The organism is Brachybacterium sp. YJGR34, assembly GCF_003347015.1.
Taxonomy (GTDB): Bacteria; Actinomycetota; Actinomycetes; order Actinomycetales; family Dermabacteraceae; genus Brachybacterium.
In genome coordinates, this window is sequence record NZ_PNFB01000010.1 from 84,422 (window position 1) to 96,539 (window position 12,118).

Here is a 12,118-nt window from a genome sequence, read left to right on the forward strand (position 1 = left end):
GGCGCGCAGACGGCCGAAGGGGGACATCTCAGGCCACCGGCTCGAAGACCTCGCGGCCGCCGAGGTAGGGCCGCAGCCCCTCGGGGACCACCACCGAGCCGTCGGACCGCTGGTGGTTCTCGAGGATCGCCGCGATGAAGCGCGTGGTGCCCAGCGTGCCGTTGAGGGTGGCGACCGGGCGCAGCCCGTCCTCCGTGCGCTCGCGGATGTTCAGCCGCCGCGCCTGGAACTGGGTGGTGTTCGAGGTGGAGGTGAGCTCGCGATAGGTGCCCTGGCTGGGCATCCACGCCTCGCAGTCGAACTTGCGGGCCGCGGAGGTGCCGAGGTCCCCGGCCGCGGTGTCGATGATCCGGTAGGGCACGTCGATGCGCGCCATCATCTCCCGCTCCCAGTCCAGCAGCCGCTCGTGCTCCGCGTAGGAGTCCTCGAGGCGGCAGTAGGAGAACATCTCCACCTTGTGGAACTGGTGGACGCGGATGATGCCGCGGGTGTCGCGGCCGTAGCTGCCGGCCTCCCGGCGGTAGCAGGCGCTCCAGGCGGCGTAGCGCAGCGGGCCGCCCGACAGGTCGAGGATCTCGTCCTTGTGGTAGCTCGCCAGCGCCACCTCGCTGGTGCCCACGAGATAGAGGTCGTCGTCCTTGTCGAGGTGGTAGACCTCGTCCGCGTGCTCGCCGAGGAAGCCGGTGCCCTCCATCGACTCCGGCAGCACCAGGGTCGGGGTGATCATCGGCGTGAAACCGGCGCTCGTGGCCTGGTCGATCGCGGCGTTGAGGATCGCGAGCTCGAGCTGCGCGCCGACGCCGGTGAGGAAGTAGAAGCGGGCGCCGGAGACCTTCGCGCCGCGGGCCATGTCGATCGCGCGCAGCCCCTCGGCGATCTCCAGGTGGTCCTTGACCGGATGGTCGAGGAGGGCCGGTTCGCCGACGGTCTCGCGCAGGACGAAGTCCTCCTCGAGCCCCTCGGGGGCGCCCTCGGCGAGGTTGGGGATCGCGCGCAGCGCCGCGTCACGGGCGGTGAGAGCCGTCGCGGACTCGGCCTCGAGGCGCTTGACGTCCGCGGCGAGCTGCTTGACCTCCGCCAGCAGCGCCTGCTTCTCCTCCCCCGCGGCCTGCGCGACCTTCTTGCCGAAGGCCTTCTGCTGCGCCCGCGCGGACTCGTAGGCGGCGGTGGTCTCGCGCCAGCGGGAGTCGGCGGCGAGCACCGCGTCGACGTCGGCGGGGTCGCGTCGGCGTGCCCGCTGGGCGTCGCGGACGGCATCGGGGTTCTCGCGCAGCTGCCGCAGATCGATCATCCCTCCAGACTACCTGCGCGCGGGCCGCCTGCGCGCAGGGCTCCCTGGCCGGACCGCCCCTCAGTACAGTGTGCGCATGACTCACACCCTCCTCGTGCTCAGCATCGTGTCGGTCGTCGTCACGATCGTGGCGGTGATCCTGCTCCTGGTCGTGCTGCGCCATCTGCGCCGGAGCCGTCAGGAGATCGCCGAGCTGCACACGTCCACGGGGCAGGCGCCGACGGACCGGACCACCGGCGCGGACGACGAGGCCCTGCCGCCCGCCTCCCCCGAGGACGAGGAGCCGGCGCCGCAGCGGACGCGGCAGGTCGCCGTGGTCGTGAACCCCTCCAAGTTCGACGACGTCGCCGCCTTCAGCCACAGCATCCGCACGGTCGTGGAGTACATCGAGGGCACGCAGGTCACCTTCTATCCGACCACCGAGGAGGACCCGGGCCGGGGGCAGACCCGGCAGGCCCTGCAGGAGGGGGCCGATCTGGTGGTCGCCGCCGGCGGCGACGGCACCGTGCGCATGGTCGCCTCGGTCCTCGCCGGCAGCGACACGGAGATGGCCATCATCCCCGCGGGCACCGGGAACCTGCTGGCCCGCAACCTCGAGGTCCCCCTGGACGATCCGGCGGAGGCGATGACCGCGGCGCTGACCGGCCAGGACCGGCGGATCGACGTCGGCTGGCTGCGCCATGGGGACTCCCGCGCCGCCGCGGCCGCCGCCGCGGAGCAGATCTTCCTGGTCATCTCCGGCTTCGGAGCCGATGCGGAGATGATCGGGCACACCGACTCGACGATGAAGAAGCGCCTGGGCTGGATCGCGTACGTGCTGGGTGGGGCGCGCACGATCCTGGGCCGCTCGGTCGACGTGGTGCTCGACTTCCCCGACGGCACCCGCCACGCCCACAAGGCACGCACGGTGCTGCTGGGCAACGTCGGCAAGCTGCCGGGCGGCTTCGTGCTGATGCCCGAGGCGACGGCGGACAACGGCCGGCTGGAGATCGTGGTGGCGGGCTGGCGGGGACCCGCCGGCTTCAGCCAGGTCCTCACCGAGGTGGTCTCCCCGCAGCTCGTCCCCCGCGGCCGGTTCAAGGAGAGGACCCGGCTGTCCTCGATGGACCGCTACCAGGCCACGGAGGTGCGGGTGGCGACCGCGAAGGCGCAGCCCGTCCAGCTCGACGGCGACACCGACGCCGAGGCCACGCACCTCATCGCACGGATCGCCCCGGGGGCGCTGCATCTGCGGGTCCCCTCGGGCACGGAGCCGGCGGAGACCTGAGAGCGCTCAGGCGCCGGAGCGCACCGGGTCGACCATCTCGGTGAGCCTCTCGATCCAGGCGTGCGCCTGGTCGTAGGAGTCGTCGGCGAACTCCTCCCGCAGCTCCGGACGCCCGCCGTCGATGCGGGGATAGGAGCCCAGGTAGTGCACCACCGGGCAGATCCGGTGCAGGGCCCGCATCGCCGCGGCGACGCGGCGGTCCTCGATGTGCCCCTCGACGTCGATGGAGAAGGAGTAGCGGCCCAGGAAGTCGCCGATGGGCCGGGACTCGATGCGCGAGAGGTTCACGCCGTTGGCGCTGAACATCTCGAGCGTCTCGAGCAGCGCGCCCGAGCGGTTGTGCGGCAGGTGCAGGACCATGGTGGTCTTGTCGGAGCCTGTGCGGGCGGGGATCCTGCCCTCCCGGGTCACCAGCACGAAGCGGGTCTGGGCGCCCTCGTGATCCTCGATCCCCCGGGCGAGCACCTCGAGGCCGAAGTGCTCCGCGGCCAGCGGGGAGCAGACGGCGGCGCGCCCGCGGGCCTGCTCGGGATCCAGGGCGGCGAGCTCGGCCGCGGCCGCGGCCGTGGAGGAGGAGGCTGCGACCCGGGCGGCGGGGAGATGGCGACGCAGCCAGCCCTGCACCTGCGCCTGGGCGTGCGGATGCGAGGAGATGACCTCCAGGTCCTCGAGGGCGGTCGGCCGCCTCGCGGCGAGCACGAAGGTGACCGGGACGATCTGCTCGGCGACGATCGTGATGTCGTCGGTGGCGGCGAGCACGTCGAGGGTGCCCGAGACGCCGCCCTCGACCGAGTTCTCGATCGGCGCCATGAGCGCGTCGATCTCGCCCGCCAGCAGATCGGTGGTCGCGGTCGCGACCGCCGTGAACGGGACCTGCTCGACCTGCGCCGCCGCCTCGGCCGGCAGGGTCGCCAGCGCCTGCAGGAGCGCCTGGTGGGTGAACGTGCTCTCGGGGCCGAGGAATCCATACCGCATGCACGGCAGAGTACTGCCCGAGGAGCCGCGCGGCGCCCTCAGCACAGCGGGAGCAGCCAGCGCCGGACGCTGCGCGCGGGATCGGCCGGATGCCGCCGCGGCCCGTCCGTCGGCACGGCGCCCAGCTCGCGGGCGATCGCGCAGGAGGCGCGGTTCTCCGGGGCGATCAGCAGCACCAGCTCCGCGACCGTCCCGCGCGAGCGCGCCTCCCGGACGATCCCGGCCGCGATCCGCCGTCCGATCCCCCGGCCCCGGTGGCGGGCGAGCACCCAGTAGGTCAGCGCCGCCTGGCCGCGCTCCAGCCCGGGCGCGATCGCGTTCAGCCCTCCCCCGCCCTGGAGTGCGCCGTCCGCGTCCACCGCGGCGAGCTCGCACAGCGGGCCGTCCTCGCGCCAGCGCGCGGAGCGCTCGAGGAACGCCTCGAGGCCGGCGCGCTCCCAGCGGCGGCCGATGATCTCGCGCGCGAGCTCCGCGTCCTGACCGGCCAGGAGCTCCTCGGCGTGCCGCGGGCCCAGCCGCTCGAGCCTCACCTCACGGACGCGCGAGCACCGCGCGCACGGCGGCGAGGATCTCCAGCTCGCCGTGGCCCTGCGCACGCGCCGCCGCGATCGGGTCGGCGAGCAGCGCGACCAGGGTCGGATCCGCCGTGCCGCCCTCCTCGCGCCGGACGGCCGCCGCGGCCTCGCGGGCACGGGCGGGCGCCTCCGAGGCGACCACGGTGCCCGAGCCGCGCCGGGTGGTGACGATCCGGGCCTCCTCGAGGCCCTTGTACGCGCGGGCGACCGTGTTGGCGGCGAGCGAGAGGTCCTCCGCCAGGGCGCGGATGGTCGGCAGTCGGTCGCCGGGGCGCAGCTCTCCGGTGCGGACGCGCTCGATGATGTCGCGCTTGATCTGTTCGAAGGGAGGGGGCGGTGCGGGCATGTGCCCAGACTACGGCGATCCCCGGAGGTCCCGTGAGGGAAGCGTGAGGGCTCCGCGCAGGTCACCTGGGGCCCGGTCGCGCGCCCCGTAGCATCGGGGCGTGCCTTCGGACCCGCTTCCCCCGCCGTCCGCCCGCCGCCTCCGCGCGCTGCCGGGCGCCCTCCTCGCCGTTCTGATCGGCGCGCTGCTGCTGATCCCCTCGCCCGCCGCCCGGGCCGACGGCGGTGACGCGCCGGTGCGTCTGGTGATCGCGACCGCGGGCCTGGGCTGGGAGGACGTCTCCGCCGAGGAGACCCCGCAGCTGCAGTGCCTCGCCGACCGCTCCGGCGTCGGGGCCATGAACACGACCTCGTCGACCGTGGTCTCCACCAAGCGGCAGGGCATGGAGACCCTGCACTCGGGCTATCGCGGACTCGCCGCCGAGGCGCCGCGCACCAGCGGCATCCCCGACCCGGCGACCGACCAGTGGGAGCAGCTGCCGGTCCCGACCGTCGAGATCGACGCCTCGCAGCAGGACGCGCCGGCCGCGGAGATCGGCGAGGCCCTCGCCTCGGACGCGATCGTGCAGGTCGACGTCGGCTCCGTGCCGGACCATGCGGACCCCGATCGCGACCGTGCGCTCGCCGCCCTGGACGCCCGCGTCGGCGCGGTGCTCGACGCGGCCGGCGGCTGCGATGCGGCCGATCTCCCCCGCACCCTGCTGGTCTCGGTCGCCGCCACCGACCCGGAGGACCCCGAGGAGGTCGAGAGCACCGGCGCCGTCGCCTCACGCACCGTCGGTCTGCAGGTCGCGATGGATTCCGGCCATCCGGGCCAGGCCCTGACCACCGGCTCCACCAAGCAGACCGGCGTGGTGGTGCTCACCGACGTGGTCGCCACCGTCCTGGACTCCTACGGCGCGAGCCCCGACGGGCTGATCCCCGGTCAGCCGTTCCGCGGCACGGATCACCAGGACCCGCAGCAGCTCGCTCTCGACCGCTCCCAGGCCGCGGCCGCGGTCGATGCCGCGACCGTGCCCGCGCTCGGCTCCTGGTTCGTGCTGGGCGTGATCGGCATCGTGATCACGCTGGTCCCGGCGCTGGCCCGGCGCCCGCGCCTCGCCGCGGTGGGCCGCGCCCTGGCCGCGATCGCGCCGCTCGCGCTGCCGGTGTCCCTGTTCGCCTCGATCGTGCCGTGGTGGCGCGCGGAGCACCCCGTCCTCGCGCTCACGGGCGTGGTCTGGGCCGGCTGCCTGGCGCTCAGCGCGGTCGTGCTGGGCGGGCCCTGGCGACGGCATCGCGCGGGCGTCGTCGGCGTGTCCGCGGCGCTGATCGCGGCGCTGATCCTCGGGGAGTCCGCGCTGGGGTCCCGCTTCCAGCTCTCCTCCCCGCTGGGGGCCCAGCCGATCTCCGGCGGGCGCTTCTACGGCCTGTCCAATCACCTGTTCGGGATGGTGCTCGCCGCGTCCCTGATGGCGCTGCTGTGCCTGTTCACCGTGGTCCGCACGCCCCGGGGCCGGGTGCTGTGGACCCTCGTGGTGGGCGGGATCGTGGCCGTGGTGTGCGTGCTGCCGTCGATGGGGGCCGACTTCGGCTCGATGCTCGCCACCATCCCCGCCTTCGGGCTGCTCGCCCTGCTGGTCTCCGGCATCCGGCTGCGCCTCTGGCATGTGCTCGCCCTCGGCGCCGGCGGCGCGATCGCGGTGCTGGGCGTGTCCCTCCTGGACTGGCTGCGGCCGGCGGAGGATCGCACCCACCTGGGGCGCTTCATCGACGAGCTCCTCAGCGGCGAGCTGCTCTCGGTGGTGGTCCGCAAGCTGGCGCAGAACGTGGCGATGACCACCGGGTATCCCGCGCTCGCGGTGGTGATGCTGGGTGCGGTGATCGCCTCGGTCGCCCTGCTGATGCCCCGGCGGCTCCGTTGGCGGCGCCTGGCGGCGCTGGACGCCGCGACGCCCTCCGCCCATGCGGTGCGGGTGGCGCTCGTGGTGGGCACCTGGGTGGGCTACGCCGTCAACGACACCGGTCCGGTGCTGGTGGCCTCGATCGTGGGGATCTGGCTGTGCCTGCTGCCGGCCGTGCTGCCCTCCCCGGAGGAGTCGCGCACGGTCACCGCCTGATCGATCAGGGGGCGTCGCCCTCGTCGACCGCGGCGACGACGAGGGAGGTGTACTCGTCCGGGGTCAGCGGCAGCTGCAGGGTCTCGGGGATCGTCGGGGCCTGGGCATCCAGGTGCGAGGCGATGATGACCGCGTGCTCCGGGGCGAAGGACCCCGCGACGGGGGCGCTCCGCAGGCGCTCGGCGAGCGCCCCGAGATCGGTGTCCGCGAGGTGCACGACGTCGTCGGGGGCGAACTCCCCGCTCACCGGCAGGTCGCGCAGCTGCGCGTCGAGCGCGGGGACGTCCGCGTCGCCGAGGGCGCGGATCTGGGAGGCGGAGAACTCCCCGCTCACCGGGAGGATCGCGAGGCCCTCGCGCCGACGCCCGGCACGCTCGTCGATCGACTCCGCCACCTCCGGCACGACCCGCCAGACGTCGCCGTCGTCGTCGGCGTGCTCCACCACCGGCGGCACGGTCTCCGTCTGCTCCTCGAGGTCCGCTGCCAGGTGGCGCTTGCGAGCCAGGGCGCGCAGCACGTCGCGCAGCTGGGCGGCGCGGTGCAGCTGGCCGCGCAGGTCCCGGCCGGTGGCGCGGTGGTGGAGGGTCGCCGGGATCTCCTTGACCCAGAAGCCGGCGGTCAGCGCGTCGATGGTCAGGGAGGTCTCCACGCCCCAGCCGGGAGCCAGCGGCTGGCAGGCCTCCCAGGTCTCCCGGGTGATGCAGCGGGTGCCCGAGAGCGGCTGCGTGGCCTCCCAGCCGGTGGCGCGCTCGATGCCGCGGCGCGCGGTGCGCACCACGATCCCCATCCCCGAGGCGCCGGCCTGCGGGGGCAGCAGGGCGATGGACATGTCCACGCCCTCCTCGAGCACCGCATCGACCAGGGGCTGCGCGGCGGAGGCCGTGGCGCCCATGTCGGCGTCGAGGAACAGCAGGGCGCGGTCGGGCGCGGGATCGGCGTCGATCACCGGCAGCGGCCCGGTGTGGCCGGGTGCGCGCGGCTCGGCGTGCAGCTCCTCGGAGAAGCCCTCGCCGCCGTCGGCGCGCTCGGCATCCTCGCGGATCGCCACCATCTGCGCTCCCGTGGACATGGCCGCCGCCTTGCCGCGGTTGGTCTTGTGGCGCACCACGAGGGCGTCGGCCCCCATGGCGACGGCGGAGGTGGCGTCGGTGGAGCCGTCGTCGACCACCACCACCAGGTCCACGCCCGCGATCTCGCGCGCGCCGGCGATGGTCGCCTCGATCCGCTCCGCCTCGTTCTTGGCGGGGATCACGACGGCCACGCGCTCGGGGCGGTGCGCCGTCAGCGGCCCCGCGGCGCTCATCGCAGGGTCACCTGCCGCGCCACGATGCCGCCGCGCGCCCGTCGTTCGAGGGTGGTCAGCGGCTCCTCGGTCGCGAGCGCCTCCTCGAAGCGGGCACGGAAGGCCTCCGCCTCGGCCTCGACGCCCGCGGCGCCGAAGCCCCTCGGGAGATCCCACACCGGGATCGCGAGGCCCTCGGCGCGGAAGGAGCCGACGTACTTGGTGCCCTCCCCGATCCCGGACTCGCGGCGGGCGTGGAGGCGGGTGACCGCATCGATCACCTTCTCCTCGTCGGCGTCCAGCACCCAGCGCAGATGCTCCTTCGTCCCGGTGTCGACCCAGTACCCGTGGGGCAGACCGGCCACCGGCCGCGTCGTCATGATCGACTCGTTCGCCTGCTTGATCGCCTTCTCGATCTCCCCCGTGCGCTCGGCCGAGGGGTCCAGCCAGAACTCGAAGGTGTCGTGGACCTCGAGCGCGAAGTCGCCGTCCAGATCCAGGATCTCCTGCATCCGCGGTGCCTCGTCGTCGAGGGTGACGGCGGTGACCGGGGTGCCCGGCTCGAGCGCCGCGGCCTGGCGGATCGCCTGGCCGATGCCGCGCGAGAGATCGCCGCCCGGATAGCCGGCCTGGATCCCGACGGTCACGGTGCCGTCGGTGCGGCGCACGGCCGGCCACGCCATCGGCAGGATCGTCGCGAGCTGCACGTCGAGCGCGCCGTGCTCCTCGGTGGTCCGGGCGCGCATCGTGGCCGCCGGGATCAGCTGGCGCATGGCCACCAGGTCCTGTTCGTTCGGCAGGCCCTCGAAGGGGCGGAGGACCAGGGCGTCGTGGGCGGCGGGACTCATGGCGGAGAGTCTACCGATTCGCGGCCGTGCCTGGCCGGATGTCGCGCGGACGGGGCGCGGCGTGCTCCATGAGGATCTCCGTGGGGTCCTCCGCGCTCGGCCCCAGGGGCCGGAAGCCGCAGCCCGAGTACAGCGCCCGGGCCGGCGCATTGTCCTCGCGCACGGCGAGTCGGAGCGGGAGGCCCGGACGGTGGGCGGCGAGGTGGTCGACGGCGGCGGTGACCAGCGCCCGTCCGGCGCCGCGCCCCCGCGCCGCGGGGGCCACCCACACCGAGATCAGCTCCGCGGGTTCCTCCGGCGCCGAGGGGAGCATGATCCTCCCCATCCCCAGCGCCTCGCCGTCGACCACGACGAGGAAGGACGTCATCGGCGGTGCGAGGCTCTCGCGCCACCGGGTCTCGGTGTCCCGGGCCAGCACCTCCTCGAGCGTGCTGCCGAAGGCCCAGGGCGATTCCTCGAGGGCGCGCAGGCGCAGAGCGCGCCAGCTGCGCCAGCTCTCCGGGTCGATCCGCCGCACCTCGATCATGCCCCCAGTCTCCCCTGGGCGCTCACCCGGCGTCGACCTCGGGCCGGGATACCGTGGAGCATGGCCCTCGCCCCGCAGCTCGACACCGATGTCGTCGCCCGCCACGCGCTCGCGCACGACGCCTCCCACTACCTGCTGCTGCCCGAGGCGGTGACCACCCCGACGGACGAGGCGCAGGTGGTGGCCCTGCTCGCGGAGGCGACGCGGACGCGACGCCCGTTGACCTTCCGCTCGGGCGGCACCAGCCTCTCGGGGCAGGCGCAGTCCGCGTCGGTGCTCGCGGACGTGCGCACCCACTTCCGCGGGATCGAGGTGCTCGAGGACGGCGCCGCGGTCCGGGTGGGGCCGGGCGCGACGCTGCGGCAGGTCAACGCCCACCTGCTGCGGCATCGGCGCCGGCTGGGCCCCGATCCGGCCTCGGAGGCGGCGTGCACCATCGGCGGGATCGTCGCGAACAACTCCTCCGGCATGGCCGCGGGCATCGCCGAGAACTCCTATCGCACGCTGCGGTCGCTGCGGTTCGCGCTGCCCGGCGGCACCGTCGTGGACACCGCGGACCCCGGGGCCGACGCGCGCCTGCGGCGCGAGGAGCCCGCGCTGCACGAGGGCCTGCTGCGCCTGGGCCGACGGGTCCGCGACGACGCCGAGGCGCGCCGGATCATCCGCGAGCGCTTCGCGCTGAAGAACACGATGGGCTACGGGATCAACGCCCTGCTGGACTTCGAGGAGCCGGCCCAGATGCTCGCCCACCTCGTCGTCGGCTCCGAGGGGACCCTCGCCTTCGTCTCCTCGGCGACCTTCGACACCGTGCCGATCCCTCGGCACACCGCGACCGGGCTGATGGTGCTGCCCTCGCTCACGGCCGCGACCGCCGTGCTCCCGCAGGTGGTCGAGGCGGGCTTCGCGACCGCGGAGCTGCTGGACGCCCGCTCCCTGGTGGTCGCCCAGGGACTCGCCGGCGCGCCGCAGGAGATCCGGGGACTGGAGGTCGCGGGCCACGCCGCGCTGCTGGTCGAGCATCGCAGCGACGACCCCGAGGAGCTCGCCGAGCGCACCGCCGGGGCGAGCGCGCTCGCCGGGGGCCTGAGACTGTCGGTGCCGCTGGAGATGACCTCCGACGCCGGACGCCGCGCCGCCCTGTGGACCACCCGCAAGGGCCTGTACGCGGCCGTCGCGGGGGCGCGTCCGGCCGGATCCACCGCCCTGCTCGAGGACGTGGTGGTGCCGGTGCCCGCGCTCGAGGCCGCCTGCCGTTCGCTGCAGCAGCTGTTCGACCGTCACGGCTACGACGAGTCCGTCATCTTCGGGCACGCGAAGGACGGCAACATCCACTTCCTGCTGAACGAGCACCTGGGCGACGGCGGGGACCGGCTCGAGGCGTTCACACAGGACATGGTGGAGCTGGTGCTGGGCCACGGCGGCAACCTCAAGGCCGAGCACGGCACGGGACGGGTGATGGCCCCCTACGTCGAGCGGCAGTACGGCAGCGCGCTGCACGGGGTGATGCGGGAGATCAAGACCCTGGTGGACCCCGCCGGGATCCTCAATCCCGGCGTGGTGCTCACCGATGACCCCTCCGCCCACAGGCGCGACCTCAAGCCCGTCATCGGGATCGAGGAGGAGGCGGACCGCTGCGTGGAGTGCGGCTACTGCGAGCCGGTGTGCCCCAGCAAGGACCTGACCCTCACCCCGCGCCAGCGGATCGTGCTGCGCCGCGACGCGAAGAGCGCCGAGCAGCGCGGCGACCTCGCCACCGCCACCGCGATCCGGGAGGCGTACGCCTACGAGGGGCTCGAGACCTGCGCGGCCGACGGCATGTGCGTCACCGCCTGCCCCGTCGGCATCGACACCGGCGACCTGGTGCGCCGGCTGCGGGCCGAGGAGGCCGGGCCCCATGAGAGCACGGCCTGGGACGCCGCGGCCGGGCACTGGGACCTGCTGACGCGCGGTGCCTCGGCCGCGATGGGGGCGGCGGGACGCACAGGCGAGGCGCTCCCCCGCCTCGCGACCGGGGCCGCGCGGGCGGTGCTCGGCGCGGACAGGGTCCCTGACTACCGCCCCGAGCTGCCCGCTCGCGGCGGGCGGGTGCGGCGCGGCGGGCCGCGCGGCCGCGCCTCCGCCGCGGTGAGCGCCGTCTACCTGCCCGCGTGCGTGCACACCATGTTCGGGGCGGCCGGCGGGGCCGGCGGGGCGTCCGATGCGCTGACCGCGCTGCTGGCCCGGGCCGGCGAGCGCGCCGTGGTCCCGGACGATGCCGCCGCGCTGTGCTGCGGCACGCCGTTCTCCTCGAAGGGGATGCGGGCGGCGACGGAGCAGATGCGAGCTCGCCTGCGCTCCGCGCTGGATCGGGAGACCGAGGGCGGCCGGCTGCCCGTGGTGGTCGATGCGGCCAGCTGCACCGAGGGCGTGCTCGCGGCGCTCGCGGACAGCGGGGTCGCGGTGCTCGACGCGACGGCCTTCGTCCGCGAGCGGCTGCTCCCCCAGCTCGAGGTGCGCCGCCCTGTCGCCTCCGTGACCGTGCATCCCACCTGCTCGACCACGCACCTGGGGGCGACGGCGGATCTGGTGGCGATCGCCGAGGCCTGCGCCGACGAGGTCGTGGTGCCGGTGGACTGGGGCTGCTGCGGCTACGCGGGCGACCGCGGGATGCTGCACCCCGAGCTCACCGCCTCCGCCACCGCGGCCGAGGCCGCCGAGGTGGCCCGGCGCGAGACCGACTGGTACGTCTCGGCCAACCGCACCTGCGAGCTGGGCATGCAGGCGGCGACCGGGAGGACCTACCGCCACGTGCTCGAGCTGCTCGAGGAGGTCACGCGCTGAGGCGGTCGGCTCGCCTGTCGGGGCGCCCCGGTAGGCTTCCCTGCGGCCTCCACCCCCGGTGACCTGCGCGTCCCACCAGCGGCTCCGTCC

General features: G+C 74.7%; 10 protein-coding genes. 3 read left to right on the plus strand and 7 right to left on the minus strand.

Annotated features, from left to right (window positions below; genetic code table 11):
* Window positions 1-28: 28 nt before the first annotated feature.
* Window positions 29-1,291: a serine--tRNA ligase gene (serS, locus tag CXH06_RS10585; protein ID WP_114855150.1), complete on the minus strand. Its 1,263-nt coding sequence runs from the start codon at window positions 1,289-1,291 to the stop codon at window positions 29-31.
* 76 nt (window positions 1,292-1,367) lie between these two features.
* Here serS and CXH06_RS10590 point away from each other — a divergent pair, with 76 nt between their 5' ends.
* A complete protein-coding gene (locus CXH06_RS10590; RefSeq protein ID WP_114855151.1) occupies window positions 1,368-2,558 on the plus strand; it encodes a diacylglycerol kinase family protein in 1,191 nt (396 codons plus the stop codon).
* A 6-nt stretch (window positions 2,559-2,564) separates the two neighbouring features.
* On the opposite strand, the gene pheA is transcribed toward CXH06_RS10590, so the two are convergent.
* From pheA to CXH06_RS10605, 3 genes are read right to left on the minus strand one after another with little or no spacing between them, the layout of a single operon-like run.
* Complete coding sequence (gene pheA / locus CXH06_RS10595) at window positions 2,565-3,533, minus strand: prephenate dehydratase (RefSeq protein WP_114855152.1); 969 nt, start codon at window positions 3,531-3,533, stop codon at window positions 2,565-2,567.
* A gap of 38 nt (window positions 3,534-3,571) precedes the next feature.
* The gene (locus tag CXH06_RS10600) at window positions 3,572-4,063 is read right to left on the minus strand and encodes a GNAT family N-acetyltransferase (protein ID WP_114855153.1); all 492 of its coding nucleotides are present in this window, start codon (window positions 4,061-4,063) and stop codon (window positions 3,572-3,574) included.
* Window position 4,064: 1 nt separating this feature from the next.
* Entirely contained in the window at window positions 4,065-4,454 is a 390-nt protein-coding gene (locus CXH06_RS10605; RefSeq protein ID WP_114855154.1) for a GntR family transcriptional regulator, read from the minus strand.
* Window positions 4,455-4,554: 100 nt separating this feature from the next.
* On the opposite strand from CXH06_RS10605, the gene CXH06_RS10610 reads away from it, so the two are divergent.
* Window positions 4,555-6,552: a hypothetical protein gene (locus CXH06_RS10610; RefSeq protein ID WP_157975698.1), complete on the plus strand. Its 1,998-nt coding sequence runs from the start codon at window positions 4,555-4,557 to the stop codon at window positions 6,550-6,552.
* 4 nt (window positions 6,553-6,556) lie between these two features.
* Here CXH06_RS10610 and CXH06_RS10615 read toward each other — a convergent pair whose 3' ends face one another.
* The 3 genes from CXH06_RS10615 to CXH06_RS10625 are packed head-to-tail and all read right to left on the minus strand — an operon-like array spanning window position 6,557 to window position 9,208.
* Window positions 6,557-7,855: a glycosyltransferase gene (locus CXH06_RS10615; protein ID WP_114855155.1), complete on the minus strand. Its 1,299-nt coding sequence runs from the start codon at window positions 7,853-7,855 to the stop codon at window positions 6,557-6,559.
* Window positions 7,852-8,682, minus strand: a complete 831-nt coding sequence (locus CXH06_RS10620) for a DUF5926 family protein (protein WP_114855156.1) — start codon at window positions 8,680-8,682, stop codon at window positions 7,852-7,854. Before CXH06_RS10620 ends, CXH06_RS10615 begins: the two co-directional genes overlap by 4 nt.
* A gap of 10 nt (window positions 8,683-8,692) precedes the next feature.
* A complete protein-coding gene (locus tag CXH06_RS10625; RefSeq protein WP_114855157.1) occupies window positions 8,693-9,208 on the minus strand; it encodes a GNAT family N-acetyltransferase in 516 nt (171 codons plus the stop codon).
* A gap of 60 nt (window positions 9,209-9,268) precedes the next feature.
* Between CXH06_RS10625 and CXH06_RS10630 the strand changes: the two genes are divergently transcribed.
* Window positions 9,269-12,028 (plus strand): FAD-binding and (Fe-S)-binding domain-containing protein, encoded by a 2,760-nt coding sequence (locus CXH06_RS10630; RefSeq protein ID WP_114855158.1) that lies wholly within the window; start codon window positions 9,269-9,271, stop codon window positions 12,026-12,028.
* The last annotated feature ends 90 nt before the right edge of the window (window positions 12,029-12,118 follow it).